The 19,143-nt window shown below is 57.2% G+C and carries 13 protein-coding genes; 9 read left to right on the forward strand and 4 right to left on the reverse strand.

What is annotated here, in order from left to right:
* Window positions 1–7 precede the first annotated feature (7 nt).
* The 8 genes from V1T76_RS15820 (at window position 8) to lpxB (ending at window position 9,527) form a co-directional block, all read left to right on the forward strand.
* Window positions 8–1,219: a 1-deoxy-D-xylulose-5-phosphate reductoisomerase gene (locus V1T76_RS15820; RefSeq protein ID WP_330561626.1), complete on the forward strand. Its 1,212-nt coding sequence runs from the start codon at window positions 8–10 to the stop codon at window positions 1,217–1,219.
* A 100-nt stretch (window positions 1,220–1,319) separates the two neighbouring features.
* A complete protein-coding gene (rseP, locus tag V1T76_RS15825) occupies window positions 1,320–2,462 on the forward strand; it encodes an RIP metalloprotease RseP (RefSeq protein ID WP_330561627.1) in 1,143 nt (380 codons plus the stop codon).
* A 302-nt stretch (window positions 2,463–2,764) separates the two neighbouring features.
* Entirely contained in the window at window positions 2,765–5,008 is a 2,244-nt protein-coding gene (bamA, locus tag V1T76_RS15830) for an outer membrane protein assembly factor BamA (protein WP_442970131.1), read from the forward strand.
* Window positions 5,009–5,087: 79 nt separating this feature from the next.
* Window positions 5,088–6,125, forward strand: a complete 1,038-nt coding sequence (lpxD, locus tag V1T76_RS15835) for a UDP-3-O-(3-hydroxymyristoyl)glucosamine N-acyltransferase (protein ID WP_330561629.1) — start codon at window positions 5,088–5,090, stop codon at window positions 6,123–6,125.
* Window positions 6,126–6,174: 49 nt separating this feature from the next.
* The gene (gene fabZ, locus V1T76_RS15840) at window positions 6,175–6,639 is read left to right on the forward strand and encodes a 3-hydroxyacyl-ACP dehydratase FabZ (protein WP_006934681.1); all 465 of its coding nucleotides are present in this window, start codon (window positions 6,175–6,177) and stop codon (window positions 6,637–6,639) included.
* Window positions 6,640–6,645: 6 nt separating this feature from the next.
* Window positions 6,646–7,443, forward strand: coding sequence for an acyl-ACP--UDP-N-acetylglucosamine O-acyltransferase (gene lpxA / locus V1T76_RS15845; protein ID WP_330561630.1), 798 nt, complete (start codon window positions 6,646–6,648; stop codon window positions 7,441–7,443).
* An 18-nt stretch (window positions 7,444–7,461) separates the two neighbouring features.
* Window positions 7,462–8,343 carry an LpxI family protein gene (locus V1T76_RS15850; protein WP_330561631.1) on the forward strand — a complete coding sequence of 294 codons (882 nt, stop codon included), beginning with the start codon at window positions 7,462–7,464 and terminating at the stop codon, window positions 8,341–8,343.
* A gap of 11 nt (window positions 8,344–8,354) precedes the next feature.
* Window positions 8,355–9,527 (forward strand): lipid-A-disaccharide synthase, encoded by a 1,173-nt coding sequence (gene lpxB, locus V1T76_RS15855; RefSeq protein ID WP_330561632.1) that lies wholly within the window; start codon window positions 8,355–8,357, stop codon window positions 9,525–9,527.
* A 150-nt stretch (window positions 9,528–9,677) separates the two neighbouring features.
* Here lpxB and V1T76_RS15860 read toward each other — a convergent pair whose 3' ends face one another.
* The 3 genes from V1T76_RS15860 to gltX form a co-directional block, all read right to left on the reverse strand.
* Window positions 9,678–12,077 carry a HAMP domain-containing methyl-accepting chemotaxis protein gene (locus tag V1T76_RS15860; RefSeq protein WP_330561633.1) on the reverse strand — a complete coding sequence of 800 codons (2,400 nt, stop codon included), beginning with the start codon at window positions 12,075–12,077 and terminating at the stop codon, window positions 9,678–9,680.
* A 463-nt stretch (window positions 12,078–12,540) separates the two neighbouring features.
* Window positions 12,541–13,833: a citrate synthase gene (gene gltA, locus V1T76_RS15865; RefSeq protein WP_330561634.1), complete on the reverse strand. Its 1,293-nt coding sequence runs from the start codon at window positions 13,831–13,833 to the stop codon at window positions 12,541–12,543.
* 236 nt (window positions 13,834–14,069) lie between these two features.
* A complete protein-coding gene (gltX, locus tag V1T76_RS15870; protein ID WP_330561635.1) occupies window positions 14,070–15,494 on the reverse strand; it encodes a glutamate--tRNA ligase in 1,425 nt (474 codons plus the stop codon).
* 130 nt (window positions 15,495–15,624) lie between these two features.
* Between gltX and V1T76_RS15875 the strand changes: the two genes are divergently transcribed.
* Entirely contained in the window at window positions 15,625–18,036 is a 2,412-nt protein-coding gene (locus V1T76_RS15875; RefSeq protein WP_330561636.1) for a ComEC/Rec2 family competence protein, read from the forward strand.
* A gap of 4 nt (window positions 18,037–18,040) precedes the next feature.
* On the opposite strand, the gene lexA is transcribed toward V1T76_RS15875, so the two are convergent.
* Entirely contained in the window at window positions 18,041–18,751 is a 711-nt protein-coding gene (lexA, locus tag V1T76_RS15880) for a transcriptional repressor LexA (protein WP_330561637.1), read from the reverse strand.
* Between the last annotated feature and the right edge of the window lie 392 nt (window positions 18,752–19,143).

A 19,143-nucleotide genomic window follows, 5' to 3' on the forward strand; every position in this document is an offset into this window, starting at 1 on the left:
AACAGGCATGGCAGCTGCCTCAGCAGCACGCGACCCTGGCGCGAAAACCCGGATAACTGTTCTCGGCGCCACGGGGTCCATCGGCCAGAGCCTGGCAGACCTTCTTGAACGAAATCCGGAGCGCTATGAAGTTGTGGCGCTGGTTTCGAACCGGAATGCCGCAGGTCTCGCCGATATGGCGAAAACCTTGAAGGCGGGGTCGGCGATCCTGGCCGATGAAACTTGTTATCCGGAGCTCAAGGACCGGCTTTCAGGGACCGGGATCAGGACTGGAGCCGGCGAGGCGGCTGTTCTTGAGGCGGTGGACCAGGATACGGATATCGTCGTCGGTGCCATTGTGGGGGCAGCGGGCCTAAAGCCGACCATGGCCGCTATTCGGCCCGGACGCCGCATCGCCCTTGCCAACAAGGAATGTCTGGTTTGCGCGGGCGACCTGTTCATGGAAAAGATCCGGGCAACCGGAGCGGAGCTTTTGCCCGTCGACAGCGAACATAACGCAGTTTTCCAGGTGTTTGAAACCGACAAGGCCGACATGGTCGAGAAGGTCATCCTGACGGCCTCGGGCGGACCTTTCCGGTCGCTTTCGAAGGCCGACATGAAAAGGGTAACACCGCAGCAGGCGCTCAAGCATCCCAACTGGGACATGGGTGCGCGCATTACCATCGATAGCGCAACCATGATGAACAAGGGGTTCGAGGTGATTGAAGCTTCTCACCTTTTCCCTGTTACTCATGACCAGCTCGGTGTGCTCGTCCATCCGCAATCGACGGTTCATGGCCTTGTGCAATACAAGGACGGTTCGCTGCTGGCTCAGCTCGGCAGTCCGGACATGCGCACGCCGATTGCCCATTGTCTGGCCTTTCCCCGCCGCATGAACGTTCCGGTGAAACGTCTCGACCTTGCCGAACTTGGAACACTTACTTTTGAAGCGCCTGATCTCGACCGGTTCCCGGCGTTGCATCTGGCGCTGGAAGCCATGCGGGCAGGGGGAATGGCGCCGGCTGCCCTCAATGCCGCGGACGAAATTGCGGTGGAAGCATTCCTGACCGGCCGGATTGGCTTCATGGACATACCGGCTGCGATTGAGGCGGTGCTTGAAACCATGGGGGCACGAGGGCTGTTGGGAGAGGCTGCCAGTGCGGAAGACGTTCTTGCGCTCGACGCCGAAGCGCGCCAGAAAGCCGCGGATTGGATCGAGGCGCGGCAAATGGCGTGTTGAAGGCTCCGAAATTTTGGTGGTCGACCATTAACACGCCGTAATTTTCTTTTTACTACAATGCTTCAAAACAATCCTAGCTGCGCAGGATCGGACACATTTCATGGAACTTCTCGCTTCCGCCTATTCCCTGATAGTCGGCACAATCATTCCCTTTCTGTTCGTGCTGACAATTGTCGTCTTCTTTCACGAACTTGGCCATTTTGCAGTGGCTCGCTGGTGCAACGTGAAGGTAGATGCTTTTGCGGTCGGCTTCGGGCGGGAGCTTTTCGGTTTTAACGACCGCAAGGGAACCCGCTGGAAACTGTGCTGGATTCCGCTTGGCGGCTACGTCAAATTTGCCGGCGACGAGAATGCTGCAAGTGTTCCAAGCCGGGAAGCCATAGCGCAAATGAGCGAGGAGGAGCGGAAAACGGCCTTTATCGCAAAGCCGGTATGGCAACGCATGGCCGTGGTGGCTGCAGGGCCGATCGCCAATTTCCTTCTCGCAATCGTGATCTTCACAGCACTCTTCGTCACCTCCGGCAAACAGGGCTACGAACCTGTCGTCGAACAGGTCTTTGCGGGTGGGGCTGCAGAACGTGACGGGCTTATGGCCGGCGATGTCGTGAAAGAAATTGACGGCAGGCCGATACAGACCTTCGGAGAAATGCGGCAGATCGTCCTGATGAACGCCAATACACCTCTTGTCTTCGAGGTAGAGCGTGCCGGAAAGGACGTTACCTTGACGGTTACGCCTGACGCGAAAGAGAAAGAAGTCTTTTTTGGTGAGAAGCAGGTGGCAGGCGACATCAGTCTTCGCGGCGTCTCCGATCCGTCACATCTCGTTCACATCAAATACGGTCTCGGCGAAGCTGCGCTGGAAGGCACGGCGGAAACCTGGCGCATCATCGAGAGCACCGTCAGCTATATCGGGGGCATCATTTCTCAGAGGCAATCGACTGATCAGCTTGGCGGTCCGATCCGCGTTGCCCAGATCTCCGGTCAAGTCGCAGACCTCGGGTTCATGCCGCTCATTTCCCTGGCGGCGGTCCTTTCCGTCAGCATCGGTCTGATCAACCTTGCACCGGTTCCGATTCTCGATGGAGGACACCTGGTCTACTTCGCTGCAGAAGCCCTGCGTGGCAAGCCGCTCAGCGAAAAGGTGCAGGACGTCGGTTTCAGGATCGGGTTGGGGCTCGTTCTGATGTTGATGGTGTTCGTCACCTGGAAAGATATCATGAGGCTAGTGGGGACCAATTCATGACACCCGTGACATTGACGCAACGTCTTCAGACTAAATCGCTTTCGGCCCGGAAGGGCGGTTGCGTTATCGGTAAAAACCTATAAAACACTCGTCGGTTCCGAGAATCTGCTGGGGTGAGTGCGGATTCCCGGAAGGGGTATTAAAAATAAAGGCATAGCGCAATAATGCAGCGATTGCAGAGACTTACACGGGCCGTACTGTTGGCGGTGGCCGTATTTTCGATCGGGACAGTTCTGCCGAAAGCTTTCGGGCCGGTGTCCCTGGTTTCACAGGCCCAGGCGGCGGTTGCCAGAAGCATTGACGTGCGTGGCAATACCCGTGTCGAGGACGAAACCGTTGTCAGTTACATGACCATTGTTCCCGGACGCTCCTACAGTGCGTTCGATGTCGATGAGTCTCTGAAGGCGCTCTACGCAACCGGCCTTTTTGCAACGGTCGATATCACCCCGCGTGGCAGCGTTGTCGTTGTGACGGTGACCGAAAACCCGATCATTAACCGGGTGTCCTTTGAAGGTAACCGGAAGATCAAGGACAGTGCGCTGGAACCCGCCGTTCGTTCTCAGCCGCGTTCGATGCTGTCCCGTGCGAAGGTTCAGGCCGACGTTCAGAATATTCTTGAAGCTTACCGCCGCTCCGGTCGCTATGGCGCATCCGTAGAGCCGCAGATTATTGATCGTGGTCAGAACCGCGTCGATCTCGTGTTCGAGATCAACGAAGGTGCCAAGACAGGCGTTGAGCGTATCAGCTTCATCGGTAACTCCGCTTTCAGCGATGGTCGCCTGCGCGACGTCATCCGTACCCGCGAAAGTGGCCTTCTGAGCTGGCTGCGCAGCACCGATACCTATGATCCGGACCGCCTGGCCGCGGACGAGGAGCTGCTGCGTCAGTATTACAACAAGAAGGGCTATGCGGATTTCCGTATCGTTTCCACCAGCGCGGATCTCGATCGCGAGCAGAACATCTTCTACGTGACTTTCACTGTGGAAGAGGGTGAGAAATACGAGATTGGCGACGTTGAGATCGTTTCCACGATCCCTGACGTTGATCCGGAAGACCTTCGTCGCCTGATCCGCACCAAGAGCGGTCAGACCTTCAATTCGCTGCGCGTCGAGCAGTCGGTCGAAGACATCACGCTACGCGTCTCGGAAGAAGGCTATGCCTTTGCCCGTGTTCGTCCGCGGGGTGCTCGCGACTACGACAACAACACGATTTCCCTGATCTATTACATCGAAGAAGGTCCTCGCGCCTACATCGAGCGGATCAACGTGATCGGCAACGACCGCACCCGGGAGTATGTCATTCGCCGTGAATTCGACATTGCCGAAGGTGACGCATTCAACCGTGCGCTCGTCGACAAGGCCGAGCGTCGTCTGCGCAACCTTGGTTTCTTCGAGAAAGTCTCGATCACCACACAGCAGGGCAGCGCGCCCGACCGCGTGGTCGTGAACGTTCGTGTCGAAGAAAAGCCGACCGGTGAAATCTCCTTCGGTGTCGGCTACTCGACTGTCGATGGCGTCATTGGTGACATTTCACTCACGGAAAAGAACTTCCTGGGTCGTGGCCAGTTCGTGAAGCTTGCTGTTGGTGGCGGCACGGACACGCAGTCCTACGAGTTCCGCTTTGTCGAGCCGTTCTTCATGGGCCGCCGCGTCGCTCTGGATCTCGATCTCTATCGCAAGGTGGATGATGCGAACGACTACCGCTCCTTCGATCAGGAAAAGACCGGTGGTGGCTTCGGCTTCACGCTGCCGCTTCGGGAAGATGAGCTGACTGTCCGTCTGTTCTATAACATCTTCCAGGAGAAGAACTCGGATCCCGACAACAACTCGACCAACATCAACAACTGCGACACTGCAAGCCTTTCTCTGGCGGTGTGTGACTCGCTTGGCACATATCTGACCTCTCTGGTCGGTTATGAGCTGCGTTACAACACGCTGGACCGTGTCATGGATCCGACGGACGGCATCTATGCGTCCTTCGGTCAGGAAATTGCAGGTCTGGGTGGTGACAGCTTCTACATCAAGACGGAAGCTCAGGCTCGTGCCTACAAGGAAATCCTGGCAGACTACGGTCTGGTCGGCAGCCTGTCGGTTCGTGGTGGTAACATCATGGCCCTTGGTGACGAGCGCCTGCGTGTTTCCGAGCAGTTCATGCTTGGTGGAACACTGGTTCGCGGTTTCGAAAATCAGGGTATCGGTCCTCGTGACGCTGCGACTGAAGATGCGATCGGTGGCCGGTTCTACTTCGCCGCGACTGCAGAAACCCGGTTCCCGTTCCCGGTCATTCCCAAGGAATTCGGCCTGAGCGGTGCGGTGTTTGCCGATGCAGGTTCCCTGTGGGATGCAGACAGCAGCCTGGTCAGCCTCGTGGAAAACAACGGCGGTCAGATCGACTCAAACGACTTCAATGTCCGTGCGTCGGTTGGTGCAGGTATCCGCTGGAACTCTCCGTTCGGACCTCTGCGGGCAGACTTTGCTTACCCGATCGTCAAGGACGACGCCGACAAAACGCAGATTTTCCGGTTGAGCGGCGGTACACGCTTCTAAACTGCGGTCACATAGGATAGAAAACGGCCGCCGATCCGTTCGGCGGCCGTTTTTGTTGGCTGGCAAGAAGGATAACATCATGTCCGAGCCAAAATTTTTTGAATCTCCGGCTCCGGTTTCTCTGTCAGACATAGCGACCTGGGCGGATGCGGAGATCGCTCGCGGCGAACCCGAGCTGATGATAACGGGTGTCGCGCCGCTGGAAGATGCAACGCCCGGCGCACTGGTCTTCTTCGACAACACCGCTTATCTGAAGAAACTCGATGGCACCACGGCAGCAGCTTGCCTGGTCAACCGGAAGCACAAGGACAAGGTGCCCGAGGGTGTTGCCGTACTTGTCTGTGCGGATGCCTATCGGTCCTGGGCGAAGGTGCTTGCCAAACTCTACCCGGCAGCGATGGTGCCGGTGGAAGCTGGTCCCGCAGCGATTTCAGAGCGAGCGGTAGTCGATCCGGCTGCTTCGCTGGAAGACAATGTCACGGTGGAAGCGGGGGTTGTGATCGGGGCCGGCGCCGAAATCGGGTCTGGCACGGTCATTCGGGCCAATGCTGTCATAGGGCAGGGCGTCAAGATTGGCCGTGACTGCGTCATAGGCCCGAATTCTACGGTTCAGCACACTGTAATCGGAAACAGGGTCTATATGCACCCCGGCGTTTGCTGCGGTCAGGATGGCTTTGGATATGCCATGGGGCCTTTGGGACATCTCAAGGTTCCCCAGGTTGGCCGCGTGATTATCCAGGACGACGTGGAAATCGGCGCCAACACGACGATCGATCGTGGTGCCAACCGGGATACGATCATCGGAGAGGGCACGAAGATCGATAATCAGGTTCAGATCGGTCACAATGTGGTGGTTGGACGCCACTGCGTTATTGTTGCCCAGGTTGGTCTGTCCGGAAGCTGCACCCTTGAGGATTTCGTTGCCATTGGCGGGCAAACCGGTGTGCGCGGTCACGTGACCATCGGCATGGGATCCCAGGTGGCTGCCGTAAGCGTTGTCAACGATGACCTGCCTGCCGGTGGGCGGTATGGAGGCACGCCGGCGAAGCCGGTCAAACAGTGGTTCCGCGAGGTCGCGGCCGTCAGAAAGCTTGCAGAGCGTGGCGGCGGATCGTAAACGGGTTAAAAGCAGGACTTTGCGGCGGTCATTCGCCAAGGGGTAGTATATGGAAGACGCAGAAAACAAAACACTTGGCAGCGCAGATATCATGAGGATCATGAAGCTTCTGCCGCACAGGTATCCCTTTCTTCTGATCGACAAGATCATAGAGATGGACGGTGACGATAGTTGCATCGGCATCAAGAACGTCACCATCAACGAACCGCATTTTACCGGTCATTTCCCTGAGAGACCGGTTTTCCCGGGCGTTCTTCTGATCGAGGCCATGGCTCAGACGGCCGGGGCGCTTTGCGTTCACGCGCGCGGTGACGATGCACCACCGCAACTGGTCTACTTCATGACCATCGACAAGGCCAAATTCCGCCGGCCGGTGGAGCCTGGTGACCAGGTTCATTTCCACGTCAAGAAGATCAAACAGCGCTCCAACATCTGGAAATTCGACGCTGTCGCCAAAGTCGACGGCAACAAGGTTGCAGAAGCAGAAGTCAGCGCAATGCTGGTAGATGCGTGAGGACATATGACTGACATCCATCCAACGGCCATAGTCGAAGACGGGGCCGTGATCGGCGAGGACGTTCGTATCGGGGCATATTCGATTGTTGGTCCGAATGTGAAACTCGCCGACGGAGTTATCCTGGAATCGCATGTCGTCGTTTCGGGCCACACCAGCGTGGGGGCCAACACGCATATTTTTCCTTTTGCGAGCATTGGACACAAGCCGCAGGATCTCAAGTTTTCCGGTGAAGTCAGCTTCCTTGAAATCGGCGCCAATAACCAGATTCGTGAACATGTGACCATGAACCCGGGTACGGAAGGCGGCGGTGGCTATACGAGGGTCGGCGACAATTGCCTGTTCATGATGAGCTCGCATGTCGGTCACGACTGTCAGGTCGGCAATCACGCAATTCTTGCCAACAACGCCACACTTGCAGGTCACGTCGAACTCGATGATTTCGTCATTCTTGGCGGCCTGAGTGCTGTCAGGCAATGGTCGCGTGTGGGAACGGGCGCAATCGTTGGCGGCATGACCGGTGTTGAATTCGACGTCATTCCGTTCGGTTCGGTGATCGGTGACCGGGCCCGTCTTGCCGGGCTCAATCTTGTCGGCCTCAAGCGCAAGGGCTTTCCACGGGAACAGATTCACGCCCTGCGCGCAGCCTATCGGGCACTGTTTGAGAGCAACGAAGGCACCTTGCGCAGCCGGGCCGAAGCGGTTGCTGCAGAGAGTGCCGATCAACCTTTGGTCAAGACGGTTACCGACTTCATCCTTGAAAAGGAAGACCGCCGGTTCTGCACGCCGCGCAGCGAAGACTAACCTATGGTCCGGGCAGACATGGCAACGGAACCACGCCTTGCCCTGATTGCGGGGAATGGCAGTTTGCCTTGTCAGATTGCGGATGCACTCAGCAACGCCGGGCGTGAATACAAGATTATTGCCATCAAGGGCGAAGCCGACGAACGAACGCGCGCCCAGGCCGACACGGAGCTTGGCTGGGGCGAAATCGGCCGGCTCTACAAATTCCTGAAAAAAACAGGCTGCCGGGATGTTCTTCTGATCGGGGGTGTTTCCAAGCGTCCCGATTTCACGTCTATCCTTGGTGATTTCGGTACCTTGAAGCGATTGCCGACAATTATCCGGGCTCTTGCCGGTGGTGACGACAGCCTTCTGACCAAGGTAATCCGGCTGTTTGAAGTTGAGGGGTATCGGGTCGTGGGGATCAAGGACGTGGCGCCGCAACTGCTGGCTTCAAGCGGAGTGCTTGGCAAGGTGCGGCCGGGCCAGGCGGACTGGCTGGATGCGGAACTCGCCTTGAAGGCGTGTGAAAAACTCGGCGAACTCGACATCGGACAGGCCGCCGTTGCCGTTGGCGGGCGGGTTGTTGCACTCGAAGGGGCTGAAGGAACCGACGCCATGCTGCAGCGATGTGCAGAGCTGAAGCACAGTGGCCGGATACGGGCCAAGGGCCGGGCCGGTGTTCTGGTCAAGACGGCCAAACCCAATCAGGATTTGCGCGTTGATCTGCCAACTGTCGGCCCGAAAACCATCGACCTAGCGGTTGCCGCAGGCCTTGCGGGCATTGCTGTTGAGGCGAGCGGGGCACTGATTGCGGAAAAGGATATCACGCTCAAAAAGGCAGATGACGCCGGTCTGTTTGTTATCGGTATAGAACACGGTTCGGCCGCACCATCCGAACAGCCTAACGAGCTTTCGTGATGAGCGGGAAAATGCCCACGATTTGTCTCGTCGCCGGGGAAGAATCCGGAGATCAGCTCGGCTCGGAGTTGATGAAAGCGCTCAACGAGCGATTGGGGTCTGGTGTTCGCTATTGCGGCGTTGGCGGAGAGCGGATGACGTCTCTCGGCCTCAAGAGCTTTTTCGATATGTCGGATGTGTCCGTCATGGGATTGACCGCCGTGCTCGCCAGACTGCCGCTGATCATCAAACGCGTGTACCAGACTGTGGATGCGGTGGTTGCGGCCAACCCGGATGTGCTGGTGATCGTGGACAGTCCGGATTTCACCCACAATGTAGCAAAGCGCGTGCGCAAACGGGCACCGCATATTCCCATCGTTGGTTATGTTTCGCCGTCCGTCTGGGCCTGGCGCCCAGGCCGCGCGCGCAAAATGAGTGTTTATGTAGACGACCTTCTTGCCTTGTTGCCTTTTGAACCTGATGTGCATCGCAAGCTGGGAGGGCCGCGCACGCATTACGTTGGTCACCCTTTGAGCGAAAATGCAGCCGAGTTGCGCCCGTCTGCGGGTGAAAGATCTTCGGTGGACGCGGACGAGAAGATCCTCCTTGTGCTTCCAGGCAGCCGGGGTAGCGAGATTGACAGGCTCCTGAGAGATTTCGGGGCGACAGTTGCTCTTGTTGAAAAGAAGCTGCCCGGCCTCAAGGTGGTTCTGCCTGCCGTTGCGCATCTGGAAGACAGAATCCGCCAGGAAACAGCCAGCTGGCCCGTTCCGGTCGAGATCGTCACGGGCCTTGATGCAAAACGAGCTGCCTTCAGGAAAGCGCAAGCAGCCCTGGCAGCGTCGGGTACCGTCTCGCTTGAACTTGCCCTTTCAGGCGTCCCGATGGTCGTTGCCTATAAGGTCGACTGGTTCTTCAGGCGCATCAAGGATCTCAATCGGATCTTCAAATTTTCCAGCGTCGATTCCTTCGTACTGCCGAACATCATCCTAGGAACAAAGGCGATCCCGGAGTTCCTCGACGAGGAAGTGCAGCCGGACGTTCTGGCCAGACATCTTGTCGAGCTTCTGCAGAACAGTTCAGAACGTCAAAAGCAGATCGAGCATCTTCAGAGACTTGACGATGTCATGCAGTTGCCGGACGGACACAGCCAGCGAGGCGCTGCTGCAGAGGTGGTGCTTGGCGCAATGAAGGCCGGAGACTGACGGGGTTTCCCGGCAAGTCTCAAAACCGGGTGGAATGCCCGACACATCTCTACGGTGTGGTGACCGTAACCCTTGCAACATAGACACAAAAAAACCGGGAGCGGAACGCACTCGGTTTCTCGATGTGGCCAGGCGGTTAAAGCCTTTGGATCAGGCGTTGGCCACGTTGTCCAGGAAGTGTCCAACTTCATTCTTCAGCATGTCGGTCTTCTGGGACAATTCGCTGGAAGCGCCGAGAACCTGATTGGCGTTCTGGCTGGTCTGGGCAACGGCCTGCGAGAGATCGGACATGTTGCTCTTGACCGATCCGGTGCCTTCTGCTGTGCGCTGAACGTTGATTGAGATTTCGCTGGTGGCAGCACCCTGCTGTTCAACCGCGGTCGCAATGGTTGAGGTGTATTCGTTGACCTCTTGCATGGTGTGCGTGATCGCTTCGATGGCGACAACGGCGTCCTTGGTTGCGCTTTGAATTTCCGAAATCTGCGAGCTGATTTCCTCGGTCGCCTTTGAGGTCTGTGTCGCCAACTCCTTCACCTCTGCCGCCACAACCGCAAAGCCCTTACCGGCCTCACCTGCGCGTGCAGCTTCGATGGTCGCGTTCAGGGCCAGAAGGTTGGTTTGCTCGGCGATCGCCTGAATGAGGCTGACGACTTCACCGATTTTGGTGGCCGCAGTCGAGAGGCTCTGAACCTTCTCGTTCGTGACCTGCGTACCCTGGGTCGCCCTGTCAACGACCTGTGTTGTCTGGCTTACCTGGCGAGAAATTTCCTGGATTGAGGTGGTAAGCTCCTCCGCAGCGCTCGCGACAGTTTGAACGTTTTGTGTCGCTTCGTCGGTCACGCCGTAGGTGCTGTCCGCCAGGCTGGAGCTCTGGCTGGCGATGGCGCTAAGGTCCTGGGCGGTGCCATCGAGCGTTTGCGCTGTTTCTGCAACAGACCCAAGCACTTCGGTTGCTTTCTCGCGGAACCCGGCAATGAGCGCTTCGATGCGGGCTTGCCGTTCTGCGCGCATCTGCTGGTCGTGTTCCGTTTCGTTCTGCAGACGCAGTCTTTCAACCGCGTTGTCGCGGAAGACCTGCATGGTGCGGCTCATGTCGCCAATCTCGTCGCCGCGTCCGGTTCCGTCGATCTGGACATTGGTATCGCCTTCCGCAAGGCGGGACATGGTTTCGGTGGTTCGGCGCAGAGGGCGTGTCACCGCAAAATTGAGCGCAATGGCCATGCCGACACCCGCCAGAACCGCAGTCAGTAGAGCGAGGCTGATGACGCCAAGTGCACTGGAGGAAGAAGCCCGTGCAGCTTCGCTCTGATTGGTCGAGATGGTGGAAATCTGCGTCTGAACAGTCTGCGACAGGTCCGTCATGGTTTCGATCTGTCCCGCGAGCTGGAACCGATTTGTCGCAAGCTCAGAAAAACTTGCTGCGAAACTGCTGATAGAGCTTTTGACCGCCGGGACGATATCCGAGATAGCAGGGAAGTCCTTTGCGCTCGATTCAAGCCGGGACGCCAGCTTGTTCAGGCCGTCAATTCCACCAGTGACGGCTTGCTGGGAGGCCTCATTGGGGGAAAGCATGAAATAGAAGGCGGCGGCCTTTACCGCGTTGGCGTCAGCTTCGATCTGCATCACTGTATCCGCGACGCTGTCGACCACATAGAAGCGCTGGTTGATCTGGTCCGCCTGGGCATAAACATTGTCGATGGCGACATTTGCCTGAGACCGGATATCCTTCACATCGGAAACAAGCTGTTCGAACCCGGCCTTCGCAGCATCGGTAAGGTCGAAGATCGCGATATAGTCCTTGGTTTCGATAAGCTTGCCAAGGGTCTGCTCAAGTTCTGCTGTTTCAGCCGCAAGCTTCTGGAACTTGCCCGGATCGACACCGTCAAAGCTGTTTGCCGCCATCTGCTTTGCGGATGGCGCGAGCAGGGTGACGCGATCCCTGATTTCGGCAAGCTGTTTGGCGTTGTTGGCGGCGGCGTTGAACAGGTTCTGAAGGGTGAGGGCCTCCTCCTGGAAGCCTGCGGCGGCCTGACCAACCTTATTGGCAAGTACAAGCGTCTTGCGTGCGTTGGTCTCGTCCTGACTAACGCCGTCTCGCGCCATCAGCGCCTTGCCCAGAATGTCCGAAGATATCTTCTCAAGATCTTGGACGGCGCTATCGAGCTGCTGTTGTTTTTGAGTTTGTAGCTGCGTCAGGCCAACGACCTTTTCGAAGGCTGCCCGGAAATCCTTCACGGCTGTGGCTGCTTCGGCAACGGGTATTTGGGCTTGAGGATCGGCGTTAAGCTCGTTCTGGAGTTTCTCCAATTCGGCTGTCAGTTCACCAATATCAGAGAGAGTGGCCTCTGCATCTTGAGGGTTCTCGGAAGACAGGAAGCTTTCCTTCTTGCTCGCCAGACTTTGCAACTGGGCTATTGCGGAAGTTGATTGCTTTGCAATCTCCATGCGTTCCGCCAAAGTCATGACGCTGTAAGCGCCAACACCACCCACGATACCGGTGAGGGCAACCACGGCGGCAAAGCTGCCGCCCACTTTAACCCCAAACTTCAAGTCAGAAGCGAACTTCAAAAAACCCATTTTAACCCCTCGAGAACCCCGGCATGCTTCATGCGCACTCTTTGAGGTGAAAGGTAAGCAACGAATCCTTATTATTAGTAAACTTTTCTAATATACGTGAAAGTGGAAGGTTTGTTTTGTTTTATTACTTTCTTTGATGTCTAATAAATTTGAAGAAATAGCCTTTTCTGAAATTTCTTGAATTTTTTACATAATTCCTTTTCGTATATTGTTTTGCGTTAGCAATTCGTTTTCGCGTGGATAATAGAGATATTTGGTGCGGAAGCTTTTTTCACTAACCTCATTTAATCGGGAAAATCATTTCTCGTCGTTGCTTTGGTTCCGCTGGGGCAAAAAACAAAGAAGACGCCCGCATGGAAGCGAGGCGTCTTCTTGTTTGATATGCACGCAGACGAAACTGCGGACTATTGCAGGCAGGCGACTGCCTGCGTGCGTCTTAGCGGCGCTGGTCGATCGGCGTGTAGTCGCGCAGTTTCTCACCTGTGTAGAGCTGACGCGGGCGACCGATGCGCTGGGACGGATCTTCCACCATTTCCTTCCACTGTGCGATCCAGCCAACAGTACGGGCAAGAGCGAACAGAACAGTGAACATCGTGGTCGGGAAGCCGAGCGCGCGCAGCGTGATGCCGGAATAGAAGTCGATGTTCGGATACAGTTTCTTCTCAACGAAATATTCGTCGTTGAGCGCGATCTTTTCCAGCTCCATGGCAACGTCCAGGAGCGGATCGTCCTTGATGCCGAGTTCGCCGAGAACTTCGTGCGTGGTCTTCTGCATGATGCGGGCACGCGGGTCGTAGTTCTTGTAAACGCGGTGGCCAAAGCCCATCAGGCGGAACGGATCGTTCTTGTCTTTGGCGCGGGCGACATATTCCGGGATGCGGTCCACAGAGCCGATTTCGGACAGCATGTTGAGAGCTGCTTCGTTGGCGCCACCATGTGCCGGGCCCCAGAGGCAGGCGATGCCGGCCGCGATGCAGGCAAACGGATTTGCACCGGAAGAGCCTGCCAGCCGCACCGTAGAGGTAGAAGCGTTCTGCTCATGGTCGGCATGAAGAATGAAGATACGGTCCATGGCGCGGGCCAGGACCGGGTTCACCTTGTATTCCTCGCAAGGCACCGCGAAGCACATATGCAGGAAGTTCGCCGCATAGCTCAGGTCGTTGCGTGGATAAACGAACGGCTGACCGACGTGGTACTTGTAGGCCATTGCGGCAATGGTCGGCATCTTGGCGATCATGCGCAGCGACGCAACCATGCGCTGATGCGGGTCGGTGATGTCCGTGGAGTCGTGATAGAAGGCGGACAGCGCCCCAACCGTGCCGACCATGACGGCCATCGGGTGTGCGTCACGGCGGAAGCCGGAGAAGAACCGGTTCATCTGTTCGTGGATCATCGTGTGGTAGGTCACACGATTGACGAAGTCGTCCTTCTGGGACTTGGTCGGCAGTTCGCCGTAAAGCAGAAGATAGCAGGACTCCAGGAAATCACCGTGGTCGGCGAGCTGCTCGATCGGATAACCGCGATAGAGCAGGGTGCCTTCGTCACCATCAATATAGGTGATCTTGGATTCGCACGATGCGGTGGAAGTGAAGCCCGGGTCGTAGGTGAACATGCCAGTGTCCTTGTACAAGGACGAGATGTTCACTACCGACGGTCCGATGGATCCGTCAAGAACGTCGAATGCGTGGTCGTTACCACCGACATTGAGCTTGGCGTTGTTGTCGGCCATTCAGAAACCCCTTTACGTTAAACGGATGTGCCGTCCTGGTTTGACCCTTCTGGCGTTGGGTCCCGTTGCCGGTTGCCGGATCAGCACTGGAGAATTTTTCGCGTCTTGCGTAGCCCATTTACTGCACTGCCGCAAGCTGGCCGATATAACGCTTTGGTCAAAGACGTTTTTCGCCCGCAAGTGCGGCCGCCGGAAGCCTGGTTTTTGCCAGAAAATGCATCCGGCGGCGCTTGATCTCAGACCGCTTGATCCTGAATTCTGGCCAGGGATTCTTCCCGGCCAAGAGCAATCAGAACGTCATAGATACCGGGCGATGTGCCGCGGCCCGTCAGCGCAGCCCTCAGCGGTTGGGCTACCTTGCCGAGTTTCAATTCCTTGCCCTCCGCGTAGGCTTTTACCGCTGTTTCCAGCGGTTCTGCTGTCCAGTCAGAGACGCCCGCCACGACGGCGTGCAGATCTTTCAGAATAGCTCTGGCATCGTCGTCCAGTATTTTCTGGGCTTTTTCGTCCGTGTCGAGAGGACGTTGACGCCACAGATAAGAGGCGCTTTCCGTCAGCTCGACCAGGGTCTTTGCCCGTTCCTTCAGGCCGGGAAGCGCCGACAGAGCGGTGGCCTCGTTGTTGCTGTCGGCAAGCCAGGAAAGAACCTTATCGCCGCCTTCGGCATGTGCGAGATAAACCTTCCAATGGCTCAGCAGTTCGGCGTCCTCGGTGGCGCGCATGTAATGCCCGTTGAGGTTTTCCAGCTTCTTGAAATCGAAGCGTGCAGCCGACTGGCCGACAGCATCGAAATCAAACCACTTGATCATGTCTTCAAGAGAGATGATTTCCTCGTCGCCGTGGCTCCAGCCGAGCCGAGCCAGATAGTTTCTCATGGCCTGCGGCAGATAACCCATCTCACGATAGGCTTCCGCACCAGTGGCACCGTGCCGTTTCGACAGCTTTGCACCGTCCGGACCGTGAATGAGCGGAATATGCGCCATTGCCGGCACTTCCCAGCCAAGTGCTTGGAAGATGAGCGTCTGGCGGGCAGCGTTGGTCAGGTGATCGACACCGCGGATAATGTGGGTGATGCCCATGTCGTGATCATCCACCACAACGGCGTGCATGTAGGTCGGAGTTCCGTCGGACCGCATCAGAACGAAATCGTCGAGATCCTTGTTCGGGATCACGACGCGACCCTGAACAAGATCGTCGACAACGGTCTCGCCTTCCTGCGGTGCCTTGATGCGGATGACGGGATCGACGCCGTCAGGGGCTTCGGAGGCGTCGCGTTCGCGCCATGTGCCATCATAGCGAGGCGGTTTGCCTTCGGCTCGGGCCTTCTCGCGCATGGCGTCGAGTTCTTCCGGCGTGCAATAGCAGCGATAGGCCGTGCCGTTGGCGAGCATCTGTTCGACCACTTCCTTGTGGCGTTCAACCCGGGAAAACTGGGAGATCGGCTCTCCATCCCAGTCCAGCCCGAGCCAGGACAGGCCGTCGATCAGCGCGTCAACTGCTTCCTGTGTGGAGCGGGCCCGATCCGTATCTTCGATCCGTAGCAGCATCTTGCCGCCATGATGATGGGCGAACAGCCAGTTGAAGAGCGCGGTGCGAGCGCCGCCGATATGCAGGAACCCGGTCGGAGACGGGGCGAAGCGCGTGACGATGTTCTGTGCCATGGTGCTTTATAAAAGTCTCTGTCAGTATGACGGCGCGGAGCGCGCCGAATTGATGGCGCGGTCTTACCACAGGCTTTGGCAAGGCTAAATAGGGGCCTCTGCCCTTTCTTGGACCAAACGGGGAGCTGGGGTGACGTCACTGACCGATCCGCAGGATAGGACTGACAGCCGGTCGCGAACGGCACCTGATGATGATCAGGGGCAAGGTTCGTCCGTTGCTGATCCTTTGCCCGATGAACGTTGGAAGCGGCGCTTCGGGTTATCAGGGCACAATCCCTATGCTGGTTCGATGAAAAGTTCAGCGGCAGATCGCCTTTGGGATGCGCAAGGTCTCTTGTGGTTCGCCTTCGCGTTTGCTGCGGGAATTGGCGTTTATGTCTGGTTGCCTGAAGAGCCGTCCTGGCTTCTGATGACGGGTCTGGCGGTGTTTGCAGGCCTCGCAGTCTGGCGCGTGGGGCAAGGTGGCAAAGTGGCGGTTCCAGCCATTCTCTGCCTGGCTTTTTTCGCCGGACTGGCGACATCCAGCCTTCGGACCGCTTATGTATCAACGCCGCGCCTTGCCGAGCCGATGAACGCTGATGTATCTGGGGTTGTTGAAGAGGTGGATACCGGAGCGGCCGGTGTTCGGCTTGTGCTTGCTGTAACTGCGGTTAATGAACGTCCGGTCGAGGCGCTCGTGTTTCCGGCAAAAGTGCGCGTGCGCATTCCGGCTGATAGCGCAGTGGAGGTCGGGGACACAGTTCGTATCAATGCGCGCCTGTTTCCTCCGGCGGGTCCCGTGTTCCCGGGAGGGTATGACTATTCCTTCCGGGCCTTTTTTCAGCAAATAGGCGCGACGGGCTTCAGTTTTGGTCCGCCTCAGGTCATCAAGGTTCCAGATCAGGGGATTGGGCTTCGCCCCTCTGTTGTCATTGCCAAACTCCGAAGCAATATCGCGGAGCGGATCAAATCCAGTCTTGCCGATGGGCCCGAAACCGCATTGATCGTCGCCCTTTTGGTTGGTGACAGAAGCGGCATTGCTGAAGAGCAGGAAGAGGTATTGCGTTCGGCGGGGCTGGCTCACATCCTGGCGATTTCAGGACTGCATATGGCGCTTTTCGCCGGTGGCGCCTACGGGGCAGTTTTGTTGCTGTTATCGCTCATTCCGGTCTTGACGTTGAGATGGCCTGTTCACAAGTGGGCAGCTCTCTCAGCTCTTGGTGCGGCCGTCGTCTATCTGCTTCTGTCCGGCGGAGCGGTTGCCACACAGCGCTCTTTTTTGATGATTGCCATTGTCTTTCTCGGGGTTCTTGTCGGTCGGCGCGGTCTGACTTTGAGGAGTGTAGCGCTAGCAGGCCTCCTGCTTCTTGTGATAGCGCCTGAACGCCTGTTTTTCCCTGGCTTCCAGATGTCATTTGCCGCCGTGATCTGTCTGGTTGCCGTCTATGATTTGTGGCGGCAACGGGATCGCTTTGGATCGACCGGTGACAGAGTATCCGGATGGGGCATGGCGACATGCGTTTTTCTTGGCAAATGGGTTGCGGGTCTGCTTGTTACCGCGCTGGTCGCCGGATTGGCGACCGGCATCATCGGAGCACATCATTTCAGCCGCATTGCGCCCTATGGCGTTGTAGGCAATCTTCTGGGCATGCCAGTGTTCTCGCTGCTTGTCATGCCAATGGGTGTGATGGCGTTTGTTCTGATGCCCTTTGGACTGGCTGCGCTGCCACTGGCCGTGATGTCTATCGGCGTGTCGCTGCTTCTGAAGGTGGCTTCATTCACTGCTGCGCTGGATGCCGGAGGCGGCGCGTCGGGCAGGCTCGACGGAATGGCTGCAAGTCTACTGCTGTCGGCGCTATTTGCCGGCCTGTTGTTGCCAGGAAGAAGGCGTCTGCTCGCCGGATTTCCGCTGCTTGCGGGGCTCATGATTGTCATCACTGACCAGCCTCCGGACATCCAGATTGCCGCGAGCGGCTCTCGCATCGCCGCTCGGGATGAAACTGGGGCCTTGCGTTACGAAGCTAGAGGCCGGTCCTTTGCAACAGACCTTTGGCTTCAGTCGGAAGGCGTTCCTGATGAAGCGATTTTATCGCGTAAGATGAAATCGCCTCAGAAAATGTGTGACGATGATGGATGCGTCGTCAGGGCATACGGACCAGGGGAAAGCGAAGAGGCGCTGCAACTGGCCTTACCCTATTTGGCAATCGCCCAGCCTAAAACGTTCGAAGCATTTCAGATGGATTGCAGATACGCCGATTTGATCGTGACCGATCTAGTCGCTCCGGAAAACTGCAGCTCAGTGCTTGTTTTGGACCAGGAAACGCGGTCGGCACGCGGCGCAGTTTCGATCTGGTTGTCGGCAAGCGCTGCTCGTCGGGGGGATGATACCAATAGGCTTGGCGACCGAGAGGTACTTCCGCCTGACGGAAAGCCAAAAATCGAAAAGCTGGTGTACGCCATCCCTGACCCGCCGCGTCCCTGGCATCGGCCAGGAACGGTCACAAGAGACGGGTTACGTCAAGCCAGCCGCGCTTCATTTGCAAAAGAGCGCGTTGACGAGTGACGGGTCAGTACTGTCGAAACAGGGCAACAAGTCGGCCCTGAACTCGGACGCGGCCCGGTCCGAAGATCCGGGTTTCATAGGCGGGGTTCGCGGCTTCAAGCGCGATAGAGGCACCTTTCTTGCGCAAGCGCTTCAAGGTTGCTTCCTCATCATCGACAAGAGCGACGACAATATCTCCACTGTCGGCACTGTCGGTCCTGCGTATCAGAACGGTGTCACCATCCAGAATGCCGGCTTCGATCATGGAATCGCCGCGCACTTCCAGCGCGTAATGCTCTCCACGCCCAATCAGGTCCTGAGGCACGGTAATGGAATGGCTGTGGGTCTGAATGGCCTCGATCGGTACACCGGCGGCAATTCGGCCCATAACGGGAATTTCCGTGACACCGATAACGGGTTCCGGTGCTGCCTTCGCCGGTTCCGGTTTACCGAGCGAGCCTTCGATGACTTCTGGCGAAAAGGTGCCCCTTGGCCGAGGAGTACCCAGGCCCGGTGCGATGGAATCCGGAAGGCGAACAACCTCCATGGCTCTTGCCCGGTTCGGCAAGCGCCGGATGAAGCCGCGTTCTTCAAGGGCTGTGATCAGGCGATGAATGCCGGACTTGGAGCGCAGATCGAGCGCATCCTTCATTTCGTCGAAAGACGGCGGCACACCGGTTTCTTTCAGTCTTTCGTGAATGAACATGAGCAGTTCGTACTGCTTGCGCGTCAGCATGTAGGCGTCCCCTGACCGAGAAAACATCTGGTACAAATCAAGAACATGGTACCTGTTCTCATTGTGTTCTGCAAGGGTAAATGTTCTCTTACTGTTCTTGGTGCCTTGCTGGCGGCCACGATCAATTTTCAACTGGCCCAGGCTTATTGTCACATGTTGATCGGGTCGTAATCAGCAATTCGCAAGTGACAAGCGTGGGCGCCCCGCCGGCAATGAGAATGCCATCATGCAACCCGCCATCAAGGTCGATCGCGCGTATGGGCACTTGGAGCTCCTGAGTTGCTCTTGCCCCGCCACCTGGGGAAAGCAATATTTCGGAAATCAGGCCCGTCATCGCGTCGGCATCGCGAAACGCCGCTCCGGCAAGGCTGCCAAGGCCCTAGACTTCGTAG

It is taken from the genome of Roseibium sp. FZY0029 (genome assembly GCF_036350355.1).
Taxonomy (GTDB): Bacteria; Pseudomonadota; Alphaproteobacteria; order Rhizobiales; family Stappiaceae; genus Roseibium.